Origin of the sequence: Sediminimonas sp., assembly GCF_024637375.1 — a bacterium.
Classification (GTDB): Bacteria; Pseudomonadota; Alphaproteobacteria; order Rhodobacterales; family Rhodobacteraceae; genus Sediminimonas.
In genome coordinates, this window is sequence record NZ_JAGXFK010000018.1 from 41,341 (window position 1) to 59,226 (window position 17,886).

Annotated in this window: 17 protein-coding genes and 1 pseudogene; 2 read left to right on the forward strand and 16 right to left on the reverse strand. The window is 66.5% G+C overall.

Annotation, left to right across the window (positions count from 1 at the left end; translation table 11 throughout):
* Window positions 1-45: 45 nt before the first annotated feature.
* Window positions 46-456 (reverse strand): hypothetical protein, encoded by a 411-nt coding sequence (locus Q0L89_RS02125; protein WP_296762159.1) that lies wholly within the window; start codon window positions 454-456, stop codon window positions 46-48.
* A 120-nt stretch (window positions 457-576) separates the two neighbouring features.
* Between Q0L89_RS02125 and Q0L89_RS02130 the strand changes: the two genes are divergently transcribed.
* On the forward strand, window positions 577-1,227 hold the full coding sequence (locus tag Q0L89_RS02130) for a carbonic anhydrase (protein WP_296762161.1): 651 nt from the start codon (window positions 577-579) through the stop codon (window positions 1,225-1,227).
* Window positions 1,228-1,317: 90 nt separating this feature from the next.
* On the opposite strand, the gene Q0L89_RS02135 is transcribed toward Q0L89_RS02130, so the two are convergent.
* From Q0L89_RS02135 to Q0L89_RS02175, 9 genes are all read right to left on the reverse strand, one after another.
* Window positions 1,318-2,340, reverse strand: a complete 1,023-nt coding sequence (locus tag Q0L89_RS02135) for an aspartate-semialdehyde dehydrogenase (RefSeq protein WP_296762163.1) — start codon at window positions 2,338-2,340, stop codon at window positions 1,318-1,320.
* 174 nt (window positions 2,341-2,514) lie between these two features.
* A complete protein-coding gene (locus Q0L89_RS02140; RefSeq protein WP_296762165.1) occupies window positions 2,515-3,693 on the reverse strand; it encodes an MFS transporter in 1,179 nt (392 codons plus the stop codon).
* A gap of 78 nt (window positions 3,694-3,771) precedes the next feature.
* Window positions 3,772-4,515 carry an SDR family oxidoreductase gene (locus tag Q0L89_RS02145; protein WP_296762167.1) on the reverse strand — a complete coding sequence of 248 codons (744 nt, stop codon included), beginning with the start codon at window positions 4,513-4,515 and terminating at the stop codon, window positions 3,772-3,774.
* A gap of 36 nt (window positions 4,516-4,551) precedes the next feature.
* Window positions 4,552-6,009 (reverse strand): aldehyde dehydrogenase family protein, encoded by a 1,458-nt coding sequence (locus tag Q0L89_RS02150; protein WP_296762169.1) that lies wholly within the window; start codon window positions 6,007-6,009, stop codon window positions 4,552-4,554.
* The gene (locus tag Q0L89_RS02155) at window positions 6,009-7,595 is read right to left on the reverse strand and encodes an ABC transporter ATP-binding protein (RefSeq protein WP_296762170.1); all 1,587 of its coding nucleotides are present in this window, start codon (window positions 7,593-7,595) and stop codon (window positions 6,009-6,011) included. Before Q0L89_RS02155 ends, Q0L89_RS02150 begins: the two co-directional genes overlap by 1 nt.
* The gene (locus Q0L89_RS02160; RefSeq protein WP_296762172.1) at window positions 7,592-8,440 is read right to left on the reverse strand and encodes an ABC transporter permease; all 849 of its coding nucleotides are present in this window, start codon (window positions 8,438-8,440) and stop codon (window positions 7,592-7,594) included. The genes Q0L89_RS02155 and Q0L89_RS02160 overlap by 4 nt, the downstream gene beginning before the upstream one ends.
* Complete coding sequence (locus tag Q0L89_RS02165) at window positions 8,437-9,384, reverse strand: ABC transporter permease (RefSeq protein ID WP_296762174.1); 948 nt, start codon at window positions 9,382-9,384, stop codon at window positions 8,437-8,439. The genes Q0L89_RS02160 and Q0L89_RS02165 overlap by 4 nt, the downstream gene beginning before the upstream one ends.
* Window positions 9,385-9,482: 98 nt before the next feature.
* Entirely contained in the window at window positions 9,483-10,967 is a 1,485-nt protein-coding gene (locus Q0L89_RS02170; RefSeq protein ID WP_296762176.1) for an ABC transporter substrate-binding protein, read from the reverse strand.
* Between the two features lie 4 nt (window positions 10,968-10,971).
* A complete protein-coding gene (locus Q0L89_RS02175) occupies window positions 10,972-12,282 on the reverse strand; it encodes an acetylornithine deacetylase/succinyl-diaminopimelate desuccinylase family protein (RefSeq protein ID WP_296762178.1) in 1,311 nt (436 codons plus the stop codon).
* 93 nt (window positions 12,283-12,375) lie between these two features.
* Here Q0L89_RS02175 and Q0L89_RS02180 point away from each other — a divergent pair, with 93 nt between their 5' ends.
* A complete protein-coding gene (locus Q0L89_RS02180) occupies window positions 12,376-12,918 on the forward strand; it encodes a PAS and helix-turn-helix domain-containing protein (protein WP_296762179.1) in 543 nt (180 codons plus the stop codon).
* Window positions 12,919-12,962: 44 nt separating this feature from the next.
* Here the strand turns inward: Q0L89_RS02180 and Q0L89_RS02185 are convergent, their stop codons facing one another.
* The 6 genes and pseudogenes from Q0L89_RS02185 to Q0L89_RS02210 form a co-directional block, all read right to left on the reverse strand.
* Complete coding sequence (locus Q0L89_RS02185; RefSeq protein WP_296762181.1) at window positions 12,963-13,502, reverse strand: hypothetical protein; 540 nt, start codon at window positions 13,500-13,502, stop codon at window positions 12,963-12,965.
* On the reverse strand, window positions 13,480-14,571 hold the full coding sequence (locus tag Q0L89_RS02190; protein ID WP_296762182.1) for an IS630 family transposase: 1,092 nt from the start codon (window positions 14,569-14,571) through the stop codon (window positions 13,480-13,482). Before Q0L89_RS02190 ends, Q0L89_RS02185 begins: the two co-directional genes overlap by 23 nt.
* 37 nt (window positions 14,572-14,608) lie before the next feature.
* Entirely contained in the window at window positions 14,609-14,926 is a 318-nt protein-coding gene (locus Q0L89_RS02195) for a hypothetical protein (protein WP_296762183.1), read from the reverse strand.
* Window positions 14,927-15,060: 134 nt separating this feature from the next.
* A pseudogene (rpe, locus tag Q0L89_RS02200) lies at window positions 15,061-15,754 on the reverse strand (ribulose-phosphate 3-epimerase).
* Window positions 15,751-16,800, reverse strand: a complete 1,050-nt coding sequence (fba, locus tag Q0L89_RS02205; RefSeq protein WP_296762185.1) for a class II fructose-bisphosphate aldolase — start codon at window positions 16,798-16,800, stop codon at window positions 15,751-15,753. The pseudogene rpe and the gene fba overlap by 4 nt, the downstream one beginning before the upstream one ends.
* Before the next feature lie 99 nt (window positions 16,801-16,899).
* Entirely contained in the window at window positions 16,900-17,868 is a 969-nt protein-coding gene (locus Q0L89_RS02210; protein WP_296762186.1) for a class 1 fructose-bisphosphatase, read from the reverse strand.
* Window positions 17,869-17,886 lie beyond the last annotated feature (18 nt).

Here is a 17,886-nt window from a genome sequence, read left to right on the forward strand (position 1 = left end):
CGCAGCCTACGCCTTGGCGTCCCACCTGCAAGGGGGCACAGGCATCTACACGGACATGTCACGCAGATCCCATACCTCCGCCACCGAGCGCTCGCCCACCCGAGCCAGCCGCGCCAGCACCGCCGCTTGCGCCACGGAATCGTCGATTGAAATGCAATGCAGCGCGTCGCGCGCGACGCGGGCCAGCGTGCACATGCCCACCCGGTCGGCCGCCGGCACCAGCGCACGAAACGCGACATCAAGCGACGCACGATCCCCGGCGCGCGCCAGCACCGTTACCCGCGACAGATCGCGCGCCAGCCCTTCCAGCGCCGCACAAAGGGCCTCCTCGGCCGCGTCTTCGTCCATCTGCTCCAGAAACCACTGGAGCCGCGCCCCGTCGAGGCGCAAACGTTTCTCATGCCTGAGCCGTGTCACCATGGCTTTCATCACCCCGCCGGAATCTTCCCACTCCAAGCCGCATCATGGGCATGGCGGGGTTGGCAAAACGTTGCGGCCGGGCGTGATTTTCTCTCGAATTGCGATAGCATGCACGCTATCACCAGCCAGGCCCCGGAGACCTGCGAGGATCATGACATGGAAAACGCGAAACCGCTGCCGCAATACCTGGTCAAGCGCTATCACGGCTGGAAGGCCACCAGTTTCGCCGAGAACCGCACCTGGTATCGCCACCTGGCCGAGGAAGGCCAGCACCCGCGCGCGATGGTGATCTCGTGCTGCGACAGCCGCGTGCACGTCACCTCGATATTCGGCGCCGATCAGGGCGAGTTCTTCATCCACCGCAACATCGCCAATCTGGTGCCGCCATTCGAATCCGACGGCGCACAGCACGGTACTTCGGCGGCGGTCGAATTCGCCGTCACCTCGCTGAAGGTGGCGCATATCCTGGTGGTGGGGCATTCCGGCTGCGGCGGCGCCAAGGGCTGTGTCGAGATGTGCTCGGGCGCCAACCCCGCGCTGGCCGAAAAAACCAGTTTCGTCGGTCGTTGGCTCGACATCCTGCGCCCCGGCTACGAGCGGGTCAAACATATCGAGGATGGGGCCCAACTGCAGGGCGCGATGGAACGCGAGGCTGTCGCGATATCGCTGGAAAACCTCATGACCTTCCCCTTTGTCGCCGAGGCGGTCAGGGGCGAACGTCTGTCGCTGCACGGTCTGTGGCACGACATCGGCAGCGGGGGGCTGGAGTCTTTCGACCCCGATTCGAAGTCGTTCCAGCCGCTCTGACAGGTCGGGCACCGGCCCGGAACCCTTTCCGCAAGACGCGAACGGGCGCCCAAAGGGGCGCCCGCAATCCGAAAGTGCGTCGTCGCGGCCTCAGCCCTTCTTGAGAACCTCACGGCCCAAAAGCTCGGCGATCTGCACCGCGTTCAGCGCCGCGCCCTTGCGCAGGTTGTCGCTGACGCACCACAGGTTCAGCCCGTTGTCGATGGTGCTGTCCTGGCGGATACGGCTGATGAAGGTGGCAAAATCGCCCACGCATTCAACCGGCGTGACGTAGCCGCCATCCTCGCGCTTGTCGATCACCATGATGCCCGGCGCCTCGCGCAGGATGTCGCGGGCCTCGGCTTCATCGAGGAAATCCTCGAACTCGATATTGATCGCCTCCGAATGGCCGACGAAGACCGGCACCCGCACGCAGGTCGCGGTGACCTTGATCGACTTGTCGACGATCTTCTTGGTTTCGGCGACCATCTTCCATTCTTCCTTGGTCTGGCCGTCTTCCAGGAAAACGTCGATATGCGGGATCACGTTGAACGCGATCTGCTTGGGATAGACCTTGGGCGGCACATCGTCGGTGGGGTTGTAGACCGCCTTGGTCTGATCCCAAAGCTCGTCCATCCCCGCCTTGCCGCTGCCCGACACCGCCTGGTAGGTGCTGACCACCACGCGCTTGATCCGCGCCCGATCGTGCAGGGGTTTCAGCGCCACGACCATCTGCGCGGTCGAACAGTTGGGGTTGGCGATGATGTTTCTCTTGGCATAGCCGTGAACGTCGCCGGGGTTCACCTCGGGCACGATCAGCGGCACGTCGGGGTCGTAGCGGTAGAGCGAGGAATTGTCGATCACGACGCAGCCCGCGGCAGCCGCCTTGGGCGCATAGGTCTTGGTCGCATCCGACCCGATGGCGAACAGCGCCATGTCGCAGCCGGTGAAATCGAAGGCGTCCAGATCCTTGGTCTTCAGCGTCTTGTCGCCATAGCTGACCTCGGTGCCCAGGCTGCGGCGGCTGGCCAATGCCACGACCTCGTCGGCGGGGAACTCCCGCTCGGCCAGAATGTTGAGCATTTCGTGGCCCACGTTCCCCGTGGCGCCGACAACGGCAATCTTGTAGCCCATCTTGGACACACTCCTTTGCTAAGGCAATTTCAGAAAAAGATGATATACCTTCTCGGTTCGAAATTGCGACAAACTTGAAACCTGCGGCGTTTCTTCCGACTCGGTGGAAAACCGGAATGCTGCAAGTGTTGCGCGCCTGATACCGCAGCGCGGCAAGGTATGAAAGGGGGCGCGTCAGTCCAGCCGATCGCGGCTGAACAGGTATAGCCCCAGCCCCAGCGCCATCAGCACCGCAAAGAAGCCGAACACCGCCTGATAGGGAAACGCCGCCGCGCCCCCCATGGCATCGGCGGCGCCGTGCAGGCGCCCGGTGACCACCTGCAACAACCCGACGCCGCCAATACCGAACAGGTTCATCAGCGTCACGCCGCGCCCGGCCAGGTGCGCCGGGATGAAGCTGCGGCCGTGGGCCATCAGCATCGGGAAGGACATGCCGAACAACCCTACCGCAGCACACAGCGCCACCGTTGCGGCAAAATCCAGTTCGGGCCACAACGCCAGCGTCGCCAGCGCCAGCATGCCGCCCGCGTTGCCCACAAACACCACCCATTTGCGCGTACCCAGCCAGCGATCGAGCGGGCCATAGGCAAAGGTGCCCAGGATCATCGCCACCCCCATTATCAGCGTCGCGTTGCCGATCACGGCGGAACTTGCCCCGTGCACGTCGCCCAAGTAAGGGCCCACCCACAACCCGCGCAGCCCCGCCGCCGGGGCATAGTTGACGAACATCAGCGGAAAGATCAGCCACATCGCCGGCAGCCTGAGCAGGTCCAGCACCGAGCCTTGCCGCGCCTGCTCGACGCGCGGCGGGTCCTGCACCGTCAGCCAGATCCCCGCCGCCATCAGCGCCGAGATCGCCGCCATCGCCATGAGGGAGTCGCGCCAGCCGAACGCCTCGACCGCCCAGGCCAGCGGCGCCGACCCGGCCAGGTTGCCGACCGATCCCACCCCGATCATCACCGCGCCCAGGGTGGCGAACATGGGGGCGGGAAACATCCGCGCGAATATATAGTAGCTGGCCATCAACACCGGCGAACAGCCCACACCGATCATCGCCATGGCAATCGCCACATGCGCGGGCGTGGTGGCCAGGGCGAAAACCAGCGCACCGCCGCCACCGCCCAGCAACAGAAGCGTCGCCGCCGTGCGCCGCGGGCCGATCCGGTCAAGCGCCTCACCCACCGGGATCTGCATCGCGGCAAAGGTCAGGAACCACAACCCCGAGGCAAAGGCCAGGTCCTCGGGCCCGGCACCGATATCGGCCTGCAGCACCTGGCTGAGCACCGCCAGAAAGGCGCGGTAGAACTGGCTGAGCACGTACCCCGCGCAAAGCAGGACAAGACCGAGACGCATTGCGCCCTCCGTAAATATGATGCCGAAAAGGCTGCGTGCCACGGGGCGCGGGGATGTGCAAGCACAGTGCCCGGCGCCTCAGATGCAGCGCCCGCCGTCCACCTCCATCGCGACGCCGGTGATCATGCCCGCCTCGTCCGAACACAGGAACGCGGCGGCGTTACCCATGTCCTCGGGCGTTGAAAACCGCCCCAGCGGGATCGTCGACAGGAACTTGGCGCGCATTTCGGGGGTGTCCTCGCCCATGAACGAGGCCAGCAGCGGCGTCTCGCCCGCCACCGGGCAGATAGCATTGACGCGCACCCCCGACGGGGCCAGTTCGACCGCCATGGTCTTGGTCGCGGTCACCATCCAGCCCTTCGAGGCGTTGTACCAGTTCAGGTTCGGGCGCGGGCTGATTCCGGCCGTGGACGCCACGTTCAGGATCGCGCCGCCGCGCGCCTTCATCCCCGTCACGAAGGCGCGCGCCATCAGGTAGACCGATTTGCAGTTGACCGCGAAAACGCGATCGAAATCGGCCTCGCTGACATCTTCAAGGGGCGCGGGCATGTGGGTGATGCCGGCATTGTTGACGATGATATCCGGGGCGCCCATCTGCGCCGCCACGGCCTCGGCCAGCCGTGCCACGCTGTCGCCATCGGCCACGTCGCAGGCTTTCCCAAACGCTCCGCCGCCCAGCTCGGCGGCCAGGTCCGCGGCACCGTCACCGTTGATGTCCACCACCACCACGCGCGCGCCCTCGGCGGCGAGCTTGCGCGCGATACCAGCGCCAAAGCCGCTGGCGCCCCCTGTCACGATGGCCGTTTTTCCTGCAAGTCGCATGTCGCTGTCTCCTTTTTCATAGTGCCGCCAAAGCGGTCAGCCGTGCCGCGCCGCAACCGTTTTCAGCGTCGTGAAACCGTAAAGCGCCTCGAACCCCTTTTCGCGGCCGTGCCCCGATTTCCCGACCCCACCAAAGGGCAGTTCGACCCCGCCGCCGGCGCCGTAGTTGTTGAGAAACACCTGCCCGCAGCGCAGCGCCCGCGCCAGCCGCATCTGGCGCGCGCCGTCGCGGGTCCAGACGCTGGCGACAAGCCCGTAATCGGTGCCGTTGGCGATCTGCACTGCCTCGGCTTCATCCTCGAACGCGATCACCACCTGCACCGGGCCGAACACCTCTTCGCGTGCCAGCGCATGATCGGGGGAAACCCCGGTGAAAAGCGTGGGCGCCACGTAGTGCCCGCCGGCGGGCACATCGCCGATCTCCGCCCGCGCCGCGCAGGTCAGATCGGCACCCTGATCCAGGAAACCCAGCACGCGATCCTTCTGCGCGGCCGAGATCAGCGGCCCGACATCGGGGTCGTCCATCGCCGGCCCGACCCTGAGCGCGCGGTAGCGCTCGGCCATCCGCTCCACCACCTCGTCAAGACGGTCGCGCTGGACCAGGATGCGCGAAGAGGCCGAACACGTCTGACCGCAATTCTGTACACCCGCGCCGACAAGGAACGGCAGCGCCGCGTCCAGGTCAGCATCTTCGAACACGATCTGCGGCGACTTTCCGCCAAGTTCCAGCGTTACCGGCACCACATTGGCCGCCGCCGCGGCCTGGATGGCGGCACCCGTGGCGACCGAGCCGGTAAAGCTCAGGTGCTGGATGCCGGGATGCGCGCTCAGTGCCGCACCGGCCTCGGCCCCGAGCCCCGGCACCACGTTCAGCGCCCCGTCGGGCAGGCCAGCGGCACGCGCCATGTCGGCAAAGGCCAGCGCCGTCAGGCAGGCATCCTCGGCCGGCTTGAGCACGCAGGCGTTGCCGGTTGCTAGCGCCGCGCCGACCGACCGCCCGATGATCTGCATCGGGTAGTTCCAGGGCACGATATGGCCGGTCACGCCGTGCGGCTCGCGCAGGGTGTAGACGGTATACCCCTCCTGGAACGGGATCGTCTCGCCGTGCAGCTTGTCCGCCGCGCCGCCGTAGAATTCCATGTAGCGCGCCAGCGCCAGCGCGTCGGCGCGCGCCTGCGCCAGCGGCTTGCCCACGTCGCAGGCCTCGACCCAGGCCAAGTCCGCGACCCGCTCGGCCACCATGGCACCCAGCCGGGCCAGGATGCGGCCGCGCTCGAACGCGGGCATCCGCCCCCAGTCGCCATCGCGCGCCGCCTGCGCGGCCGCAACGGCGGCATCGACATCGGCGGCCTGCCCGCGCGCGATGGCCCCGATCACCGCCCCGGTCGAAGGGTTTTCAAGCGGCAGGCTGCCACCGCCCGCGGGCGCCACCCATTGCCCGGCGATCAGGCACTTTCCGGGGTCGAACCACAGCTCGGAGTCTTGCGTCGTCATCATGCCTTCCTTTCAGCTTCGGTCGCCAACCGCGGCGCCGCGGCGATCAGCTTTCTGGTGTAGTCGTGTTGCGGCGCGTCGAAAACCTGTGCCGTTTCGCCCTGCTCGACGATTTCGCCGGCCTGCATCACCAGCACCCGATCGGTGATCGACTGCACCACGCTCAGGTCATGGCTGATGAACAGGTAGGAGAGACCGTACTCACCCTGCAACCGCGCCAGCAGGTCCAGTATCTGCGCCCGGATCGACACGTCGAGCGCCGAAACCGCCTCGTCGAGGATCAGTATCTCGGGCCGCAATATCAGCGCCCGCGCGATGGCGATGCGCTGGCGCTGGCCGCCGCTGAACTCGTGGATGTATCGGTCCATCGCGTCGGGCTCCATACCGACATCGGTCAGCACCCGCGCCACGCGGTCGCGCCAGTCGTCGGGGCGCGCGGCCATCAGGTGGAACGGCTCGGCGACCAGCCGCGCCACCTTCCAGCGCGGATTGAAGCTGCCGTAAGGGTCCTGGAAGACCACCTGTATCCCCGCGCGCAACGCGTTGGGAAAGCCGCGCCCGACGGAATGGCCAAAGGCGCGGATTTCGCCGCCCTGCACCGATTCGAGCCCCAGAATGGCACGGGTCAGGGTGGACTTGCCGCAACCCGATTCGCCGACCAGCCCCAGGCTTTCGCCCTTGCGTAGCTGGAACGAAACGTCGTTGACGGCGCGGAACGCCCCGTCGCCGCCCCACCAGCCCTTGCGCCGGATCGCGTAGTCGCGCACCACGCCGCGCACGTCCAGCAGAACATCGCTTGGCGCCTCTACCGGGCGCTCGGGCTGATGCGACGACGCCGCCAGCAGAGCGCGCGAATAGGGATGGCGCATGTTGTCCAGCAGCCAGCCGGCGGCGCCGCTTTCCACCACCTCGCCGTCACGCATGATGACGATCTCGTCGGCCATGTCGGCCACCACCGCCAGGTCGTGACTGATCAGCATCAGGCCCATGCCTTCCTCGCGCACCAGCCGCTTGAGCAGGTCCAGGATCTCGGCCTGCGTTATCACGTCGAGCGCGGTCGTCGGCTCGTCCGCGATCAGAAGTTTCGGGCGCAGCGCGATCGCCATGGCGATGACCACGCGCTGACGCTGCCCGCCCGACAGCTCGTGCGGGTAACGCGACATCGGAAACCGCCCGGGCGGCAACTCGGCCCGGGTCAGGGCATCGGCGGCGCGCTCCATCGCCTCGGCGCGGGTGACACGTTCGTGGACCAGGATCGTCTCGGCCACCTGCGCGCCGATGGTCTGCAACGGGTTCAGCGCCGTCATCGGTTCCTGGAACACCATGCCCGCATCGCGCCCGCGCACGCGGCACAGCGCCGGCTCGGACAATGTCAGAACCTCCTGACCTGCGAGCGTGATGCGGCCGGTGCAGTGCGCGCCGCGTGGCAGAAGCTGCATCACCGAAAGCGCCGTCATCGACTTGCCGCTGCCCGATTCGCCGATCACGCCCACGATCTGCCCGGCCGCGACGGCAAGGCTGACCTCGCGCAGGATCGGCAGGCCATGCACGTTCATGTCAAGCTTGTCTATCCGCAGCAGGGTCATCGACCCGCCCTGCGCAGTTGCGGGTCCAGAAGGTCGCGCAACCCGTCGCCCGTCAGGTTGAGCCCGAGAACCGTCAGCAGGATCGCCATGCCCGGAAAGATCGTCATGTGCGGCGCCAGCGAGATCATCGTCTGGCTGTCAGCCAGCATCCGCCCCCAACTGGGCGTGGGCGGCTGCGCGCCGAGGCCGACATAGCTCAGCCCCGCCTCGGCCAGGATGCCAAGGCTGAACTGGATCGTGCCCTGCACGATCAGCAGGTTGGTCACGTTGGGCAGGATGTGCTCGACGCTGATGCGCGCCGCGCCCTTGCCCGCCACGCGCGCGGCCAGAACATAGTCGCGCGTCCACAGGCTCAGCGCCCCCGAGCGTGTCAGACGCGCGAAGACGGGGATGTTGAATATACCGATAGCGATGATCGCGTTCACCGCACTGGCGCCGAAAACGGCGGTGATCATGATCGCGATCAGCAGCGCCGGAAAGGCAAAGACCAGGTCGTTACCGCGCATGATGACCTCGTCCAGCAGGCTGCCCTTGTGCGCCGCCGCCGCCAGCCCCAGCGGCACCCCCAGCCCCATGCCGATACCCACGGCGACAAGCGCAACCGCGATCGAGGTGCGCGCGCCAACCATGATCATGCTCAGGATGTCGCGACCGAAATGATCGGTCCCCAGCGGGTGCGCCGGGGCGGGCAGGGTCATCTTGTTGGCGATGTCCAGCGCGGTGATATCGTAGGGCGTCCACGCCAGACTGACCAGCGCAGCCCCGGTGAACACCAGCGTCAGCAGCGCCCCCACCAGCAGGCTCCGCCCCCGCGCGGCGGCCAGAATCGCATCACGCGCGCTCATCTTGACCGCCTCAGCCGCGGATCGACCGCGGCATAGGTCAAATCAACGACGAAGTTCACCATGATCACCGCGAAGACCAGCAGCATCACCACCGATTCAACAACGATCAGGTCGCGCGCGCTGATGGCCTGGAACACCAGCCGCCCCAGGCCGGGCAGGAAGAACACGTTCTCAATGATGATTGCCCCCGCGATCAGGAACGAGAACTGCAACCCGATGATCGTCAGCACCGGGATCAGGGCATTGCGCAGCGCGTGCCGCCACAGCGTCTGACCACGGGTCAGCCCCTTGGCGCGCGCGGTGCGGATGAAATCCTCGCCCAGCGTGTCCAGCAGCGCAGAACGCATAACCCGCGTCAGGATCGCCGCCTGCGGCAGCGCCAGCGCCACCGCCGGCAGCGTGAGGCTGTGCATGGCAGGGCCGACCCCGGCATCCCAACCGGCGAACCCGCCGGCCGAGAACCAGCGCAGGTTGATGGCAAAGATCAGCACCATCAGCATGGCGAACCAGAAATTCGGGATCGCCACCCCCAGTTGCGTCAGCCCCATCACCCCCAGGTCGACCCCCGACCCGCGACGCGCCGCCGCCCAGATGCCGGCGGGAATCGCCACAAGGGTGCTGAGCGCCAGCGCATACAGCGCCAGCGGCAGGCTGACCACAACCCGGTCGGCGATCATTTCGGACACCGGTGTGCGATAGGTGTAGGAGGTGCCGAAATCGCCCACCAGCATGCCGCCGACCCAGTCGGCATAGCGCGCCACCGGACCGCGATCGAGACCCAGTTCCTCGCGCAAGGCGGCAAGGGTTTCCTCCTGCGCGTTGATCCCCAGCATGTTGGCCGCCGGGTCGCCCGGCACCACCTCGAGCGCCAGAAAGATCACCGCGCTGGCCACGACCAGGCTGACCGCCAGCGACAGCAGCTTCTTGACCATGTAGCGCAGCATCGCACCCACCGCCCATTACCAGATCGGGGCGTCCTGCCCCGGGAATTTCAGAAAACCCGCCCCGGCCGCGCGCATCGCGCCGGGGCGGTATCGCGGCGTCAGTCGGCCCAGGACACGCCGGTCAGGTCGATCGCCTGCGTCGGCGCGTTCTTCCACAGCCCCTGAACGCCCGTCTTGGCGACGCTGAGCGACGCCAACTGGAACAGGTAGCCGTTGACATAGTCCTCCGCGATGATCCGCTGCGCCTTGCGCAACATCTCGCTGCGGGCTTCGGGTTCGGATTCGCCCTGAAGGTCGGTCATCAATTCGGTGAACGCGGGGTTGTCGTACTGGAAATAGTAGTCGGGGTCGGCATAGATGCCGATATCCATCGGCTCGGTATGGCTGACGATGGTCAGGCCGAAATCCTTGCCGCGAAACACCTGTTCCAGCCATTGCGCCCATTCCAGGTTGGTGATCTCGGTCTCGATCCCGACCTCGCGCAGTTGCGCCGCGATGATCTCGCCGCCACGCCGCGCATAAGACGGCGGCGGCAGCTTCAGCGTGGTGGTAAACCCGTCGGGATAGCCCGCCTCGGCCAGCAGGCTGCGCGCCAACTCGGGGTCGTGTGCGCTCTGGCCGGTGAGATCGACGTAATCGGGATGGTGCGGCGCGAAATGCGTCCCGATCGGTGTGCCGTAGCCGAACATCGCGCCGTCGATGATCGCCTGCCGGTCGATGGCGTGCGCCATCGCCTTGCGCACCTTCACGTCGTCGAAGGGTGGCTGCGCGTTGTTGGTCGACAGGATGGTTTCGCCCTCGGTCGACCCGACCAGCACCTTGAACCGCGGGTCTGCATCGAACTGCGGCAGGTTCTCGGGCGCGGGAAAGCCGGAAAAGGCGTCGATATCCTCGGCCATCATAGCCGCGAAAGCCGCGGTCGGGTCCGAGATGAACTTGAAAGTCGCGCTCTCGAGGCCGGCCGGGGTGCCCCAGTAATCCTCGTTGCGGACGATGTCGATGCGGTCGCCCTGCGCCCAGTCGGCAAACCGAAACGCGCCGGTGCCCACCGGGTTGGTCTTGAGCTGATCGACGCTTTCGGGCGCCACGATCACCGCGTCGCCCCAGGCCATGTTGAACAGGAAACTGCCATCGGGCTGCGCCAGCGTCACGCGCACGGTCAGCGGGTCTACCACCTCGACCGTCTCGATCCCGGCGAAAAGCCCCTTCTGGGCGTTGGTGCTGTCCTCGCCCCGCGCCCGATCGAGCGAGAATTTCACGTCGCCGGCATCAAGCGCGGTTCCGTCATGGAATGTCACGCCTTCGTGCAGGTGGAACGTGTATATCCGCCCGTCGTCGGAGATGTCCCAGCTTTCGGCCAGCCCCGGGTTGACCGAGCCATCGGGCCCGAACCGCGTGAGCCCCTCGAAGATGTTGGCATAGGTTACCTGGTCGATTGCCCCGGCGGCGGCGCTCGTCGGGTCCAGGTGCGGCGGTTCAAGCTGCATGCCGATCACCAGATCGCCCTGCGCCTGCGCTGCTCCCATTCCCGCGATCAACGCCAGAACACTGGCCAGTCCGGTCGTGGTCGTCTTCGGTTTCATTCGGTCATACCCCCTGTTTGTCGGCCATCCGGCCTTCTTCGGTCAGCAACCGGATCAGGGACAAGCCCATCACCCGCGCCGAGATCAGCATATCATCGACACCGACATATTCATCCGGTTTGTGCGCAAGGTCCAGAATCCCCGGCCCGTAGGCGATGCAATTGTGCAGCCGCCCGATCCGGTCGATATGTTTCTGGTCGTAGGTGCCCGGGCTGACCACGTATTGCGGCGGCTGCCCGATGGTCTGCGCGATCGCGTCGGCGACCGTGCGCACCACCGGCGCCGATTTCTCGGTCATCGAGGGCAGCACGCTGTGCAACTCGCGGATGTCGAAACGGAACCCCTCGCGCCGCTCGGCCACCGCACGCAGCAACGCCATGACCTCTTCGCGGACCTCGGCGATATCTTCTTCGATCAGGAAACGCCGGTCGATCACCATGCGGCAACTGTCGGGCACGCAGGGCGCCGGCAGGCCGGTGTAATCCGCCGCCTGCTCGGATTCGCCACCATGGATCGAGTTGATGTTCAGCGTCGATTGCCGCGCGCCTTCGGGCACCACCGGCATGTCGGTGCGTTTGCGCGCCAGCGCCGGGAACAGGGTCTCTTCCATCTCGTGCATCACGGCGCCCATGTGGCGTACCGCGCAATCGCCCAGAAACGGCATCGAGCCGTGCGCGATCTCGCCATGGGTTTCGATCTCGGCCCACCAGACGCCGCGATGACCCAGGCAGATGCGATCCTTGTTCAGCGGCTCGGGGATGATGACATGCTGCACCCGGTCGGGCGCGAACCATCCCTTTTCGGCCAGGTAGGCCACACCGCCGAAGCCGCCCGATTCCTCGTCGGCGGTGCCGCTGATCTCGACCGCGCCGTCAAAGTCAGGACACACCTCAAGAAACGCCTCGGCGGCGATGATGCTGGCGGCCAGCCCCCCTTTCATGTCGCAGGCGCCGCGGCCGTAGATGCGGCCGTCCTTCAATTCGCCTCCGAACGGGTCGGTCGTCCAGCCGCGGCCAACCTCGACCACGTCGATATGGCTGTTGAAATGAACGCACTCGCCGGCGCCACCGCCCTCGCGGCGCGCCACGATGTTCCAGCGCGGGTGGCGGTCGCTGTCGCCCAATGCGCCGTGGGCGCGTACCAGGTGCGTCTCGAACCCCGCCGCGCCCAGCCGCCGGTCGAGGTAGTCGCAAATCTCGCGATAATTCTCGCCAGGCGGATTCAGCGTCGGGATGCGGATCAGATCCTGCGTCAACGCGACCAGGTCATCGCGCCGCGCCTCGACCGCCTCGACCAATCGTTCGGAAAGGGACATTCGCGCGCCTCGGTCCTGTTGCGTTGTCCGCCCGATCATGCTGCTCTGCACATACGGTATCAATACCGTACAATTACGGGAATTAGGGTGTCCATGACAGATTTCGCGCGCCTGGCCTTCGATGCCGCGCCTGTTGGGTTGGTGCTGACGGAGGCACGGGTGATTCGCGCCTGTAACGCCACCTTCGCAGCGATGACCGGGCACAGCGAAAGCGCGCTGCGCGACCGCAGTTTCCGTGTGCTCTATACATCGGACGACGAATTTCACCGTGTTCGCGATATCGGAATCGAGCTGCTACGCCGCGACGGGGCCTATAGCGACGAACGCCTGCTGCGTCGCGCCGATGGCGGGGCGGTGTGGTGCCGGTTTCGCGCCCGCACCCTTACACCAGAGAATCCGCTGGCGCGCGTGGTCATGAGCTTCGCCTCGATCGCGCCGCGCGACGGGCCACCGCTCAGCCCGCGCGAACGCGACGTGGTCAGCGGCCTGGCGCGCGGTCAAACCAGCAAGGAAATCGCCCGCGCCCTCGGCCTGTCGCCGCGCACCGTCGAGGACGTGCGCGCACGGCTGCTGAAAAAATACGGCGTGCGCAACGCCGCACTGCTGCTGGCCCGGCTCAGCGACCTGGGCCAGTGAGGCGCCGGCGCGACGCATCCGCCACGCCGACGCAGCAGGCGGCATCAACAGCCGATATGGCCGCCCACATCCAGCGGCTCCATCATCATCGTGCGCGCACCCTCGAACGGCGTCGGCTGCCACTGGCCACTGCGGCCCTCACCGGCCCATCCCCAGCGTCCGCCGCGGATCGTGCCCGTCTTCGACAGGACGTCGAAATCGAACCACCCGGTGCGCGCGCCATTTGTGAAGCGGCCGACAAAGCCGTTGCCGTCCCACATGCCCGCGATCACTCCCTTGTCGGCGTATTCCCCCAGGAGGAACAGATCACGCGAGGTAAGGTCGAGCATGCCATGGCGGCTTTCGTAGAGCCCGTCCAGAATCGCCCGATCCTGCCGCATGGTGCGCGTTGATCCCCCGCCGCGGGTGAAATTGCGCAGCGCGTCCGGGGCCGGGCCGGTGCGGCGGCCGGTCCATTCGCCCGCCGGCGGCTCATCGTGCCAGGCCCAGATCCCGCCGAATCTTTCCGGGTCGTCATGGTTCAGCACGAACTGGAAGCTACTGTTCCGAGTCTGACGCTTCCTACCTATTTCCACGGATTTCATCGAGAGCGTCCAGCGCGCGACGTTCCCGGGTGAGGATATCTTCGGCGGTTTTGGTCCATTTGAAGGGCGTCGGCGTCGTGTTGTGCTGCGTCAGGTAGTCGTAAATTGCGGCCTCCAGATCATCGACGCTGGTGTAACTGCCACGTCGGATGCGCTTGGACGTGATCTCAGCGAAGAAGCGCTCCACGAGGTTCAGCCACGAGGCGCTGGTCGGCGTGAAGTGGAGCTTGAAGCGTGGGTGCCTCGACAGCCAGGCCCGCACCTCGGGCGTTTTGTGCGTGGCGTAGTTGTCGAGCACCAGATGGACATCGCGCTTGGACGGCACGGCCTTGTCGATGTTGCGGAGAAACTTCAGGAATTCCCTGGCGCGGTGGCGCGGCATGCAGTCACCGATGACCTTGCCCGACTTCACGTCGAGCGCCGCGAACAGAGTGGTCGTGCCGTGGCGCTTGTAATCGTGGGTCATCGTCGCTGCGCGACCCTTCTTGAGCGGCAGCCCCGGCTGGGTCCGGTCCAGCGCCTGGATCTGGGACTTCTCGTCGACACATAGCACCACCGCCCGCTCCGGCGGGTCGAGGTAGAGCCCAACGATGTCGGTAACCTTCTCCTCGAACAGCGGGTCGTTCGAGACCTTGAAGCTGCGCGTCTGGTGCGGCTTCAGCCCGGCCTCGGCCCAGATGCGGCCCACGCTCGACGGCGAGATGCCCACCGCCTCGGCCATGGCGGAGCGGGTCCAGTGGGTGGCGTTCGGCGGGCTCTCCTGCACGGTCTTCGCGATCACCTTCAGGCGCGTCTCTTGAGGCAGAGGCGGCACACGCGAGGGACGGGTCTTGTCGCGCTTTAGCCCGTCCACGCCCTCGTCGAGGTAGCGCGCCTGCCACCGCCAGACAGTGGGCTTCGACCTGTTCGCCCGCCGCATGATCTCGAAGGTGCCATGACCGTCTGCCGTCGCCAGAACGATCTCGGCCCGCCAGACGAGCTTGCGCGGCGTGTTGCGATTGGTGGTTAGAGCTTGAAGCTCGGCACGGTCGGCGGGGCTCAGATACAGGCAGATGTCATCGCGTCTCATGCGCCGATACTGACACGCCAACTCACCGATGGGAATCCTACGTCAGGTGCCAAACACTACCGTTGCGCGCGCCGTTGGTGAACACGCCCGAGGCACAGGTGCCGTCCTCTGCCACGCGGCCCACCAGGATGCCGCGCTCGGCATAGTCGCCGATGATGTAGGTATATGGATCGCGGTGGATCTGGTGCAGGCGCAGTTCGCCGAAGCTGCTGTCCCAGCGGCCCTGGAACAGCTCGATGACGGTCGGGGGCGTGAACGGTTTCGCGTCCGATGTTGCCGCCGCCGGACCGGCAGCGCAAAGCGCGATCACAGCCGCATAGAGCGTGCGGAGCCTGAAAAAGGCCGAATGTTGCATGGGTGCCCTCCCCCGTCGTGGGTGCGTATGGATTGCGTATGGCTCACGCGCCATCCGTCGCATACGTGCGGGCTGTCATCCAATATCGCCGGTGTCAAAGCTGCCGTGGCTCCGCCTCTCGGCCGTTCGCCGTCTCAGCCACGCGCCGCCTCGGCCGCCGCGCGGATGGCGGCGATGTTTTTGCCGTAAGGGGCGGGGTTGGCGACCGAGCCGCCCCTGAACACCGCCGATCCGGCGACCAGCACGTCGGCGCCAGCCTCGACCACAAGTGGCGCGGTGTCGGGCGTGATGCCGCCGTCGATCTGGATGTGGATGGGGCGGTCGCCGATCATCGCCCTGATCTTGCGGGTTTTCTCGATGCCTGAGGGGATGAACTTCTGCCCCCCCGAAGCCGGGGTTGACGGTCATCACCAGCACCATGTCAACGAGGTCGAGCACGTCGGCCACCGCCTCGGCCGGGGTGCCGGGGTTGAGCACCACGCCCGCCTTGACGCCCTGCGCGCGGATCGCCTGAAGCGTGCGGTGGATGTGCGGGCCGGCCTCGACATGGGCGCTGATCAGGTCGGCGCCGGCCTCGGCGAAGGCTTCGATATAGGGGTCGACCGGGGCGATCATCAGGTGCACGTCCATGAAGGTGGTGACATGGCGCTTGAACGCCTTGACCGCCGGCGGGCCGAAGGTGAGGTTGGGCACGAAATGTCCGTCCATCACATCGACATGAACCCAGTCGGCGCCCTGATCCTCGATGGCGGCGATCTCGGCGCCGAAATCAGCGAAATCGGCCGAAAGGATCGACGGCGCGATCTTGATGGAACGGTCGAAGCTCACAGCGTCCCTCCCGCATAGCGTTCTGCCATGTCGTCGAGGGGCAGAGGTTTGATCTTGCTGGCCTTTCCGGCGGTGCCGAAGCGTTCGAACCGGTCGCGGCAGAGCTTTTCCAGCTCGTCCATCGCCGGGCTCATGAACTTGCGCGGGTCGAACTCGCGCGGCTTCTCGGTTGCCAGCTTGCGGAACTGCCCGGTCATCGCCATCCGGCAATCGGTGTCGATGTTGACCTTGCGCACCCCAGACTTGATGCCGCGCTCGATCTCTTCCACCGGTACGCCCCAGGTTTGCGGCATCTCGCCGCCCCAGGCGTTGATCAGGTCCTGCAGGTATTGCGGCACGCTGCTGGAGCCATGCATCACCAGGTGCACGTCGGGGATGCGGGCGTGGATTTCCTCGATGCGCGAGATCGCCAGCGTCTCGCCGGAGGGTTCGCGAGAGAACTTGTAGGCGCCGTGCGAGGTGCCGCAGGCGATGGCCAGCGCATCCACGCGGGTCAGCCTGACGAACTCGACCGCCTCGGCCGGGTCGGTCAGAAGCTGCTCGCGGCTGAGCTTGCCCTCGGCGCCGGAGTCGTCCTCCTTGGCCGCCTCGCCGGTCTCCAGGCTGCCCAGCACGCCCAGCTCGCCCTCGACCGAGGCCCCGACCCAGTGCGCCATGCGCGACACCCGTTCGGTGATCGCCACGTTGTAATCCCACGAGGCGGGGGTCTTCATGTCGGCCTCGAGCGAGCCGTCCATCATCACGCTGGTGAACCCGTGGCGGATCGCGCTCAGGCAGGTCGCCTCGTCGTTGCCGTGGTCCTGGTGCAGGCAGATGGGAATGTCGGGGTGCATCTCGGCCAGCGCCTGCACCATGTGGCGCAGCATGACGTCGCCGGCGTATTTGCGCGCCCCGCGGCTGGCCTGCACGATCACCGGCGCATCCACCGCCTGCGCCGCGCGCAGAATCGCAAGACCCTGCTCCATGTTGTTGATGTTGAACGCCGGAACCCCGTAACCCCGCTCCGCCGCGTCGTCCAGCAACTGCCGCAATGTGATCAATGCCATCGGTTCGTCCCTTTCAGTTCAGTCGGTCGCGCCGGAGTTCGGCCTGTCGCGCCGCTCTTAACGCGCCGCGGGGTGCGTTTCCAGCAACCTTTGCACGGCTCACCGCGCAGCGATTTCGGCATGCAGGCGCGCGACCTCGCGCACCTCTTCGGCGCTGCCGAACACCAGCGGGGAGCGGGCATGCAGGCCATCGGCCTGCTGCGCCATGAGCGACGCCTGCCCGTCCGTGGCCAGGCCGCCGGCCTGTTCGGCGACAAACGCGATCGGGGCGCATTCATAGACCATGCGCAACCGCCCGCGCGCGTAGCCCTGGCGCGCATCGCCGGGATAGAGGAACACGCCGCCGCGGCTGAGGATGCGATGCGCCTCCGCCACCAGCGAGCCGACCCAGCGCATGTTGAAATCGCACCCGCGCGGGCCGTCGGCTCCGGCAAGGCACGCATCGACATAGGCGCGCACGGGGTCTTTCCAGTGGCGCCGGTTCGAAGCGTTGATGGCGAATTCGCGGGCCTCGTCGGGGATGCGCAGCGCCGTCTCGGCCAACACGAATACCCCCTTTTCGCGGTCGAGCACGAACATCAGGACGCCGTCGCCGAAGGTCACCACCAGCGCGCAATGCGGGCCGTAGATCACGTAGCCGCCAGCCAGTTGTTCGGACGCCGGGCGCAGGAATGTCGCTTCGGCATCGTCACGCGCATCGAGGATCGAAAAGATCGTGCCGATCGACACGTTCACGTCGATGTTCGACGACCCGTCGAGGGGATCGATGGCCACCGCGTAGGCGCCCTGTGGGGTCATCTCCTGCGCGCTGTCCTGCTCTTCGGAGGCATACCAGCGCACATCCGTCTGCCGCATGCGTGCGGCGAACATCTCGTCGGCCTGCACATCGAGCGCCTTTTGCGTGTCCCCATCGGTGTTCTCGCCCACCTGCGCGCCAAGGCTCTGGCCCAGCGGGCCGCGGCCGATGACGGCATCCAACTCGACCGCCGCGGCGGCGAGCGCCTCGATGATCGGGGCAAGGGGCGCGGGGATGTGCGCGGTGTCGATGACAGGGGCGTGCGAGGTCATGGTCGTCCTTTCCGGTCG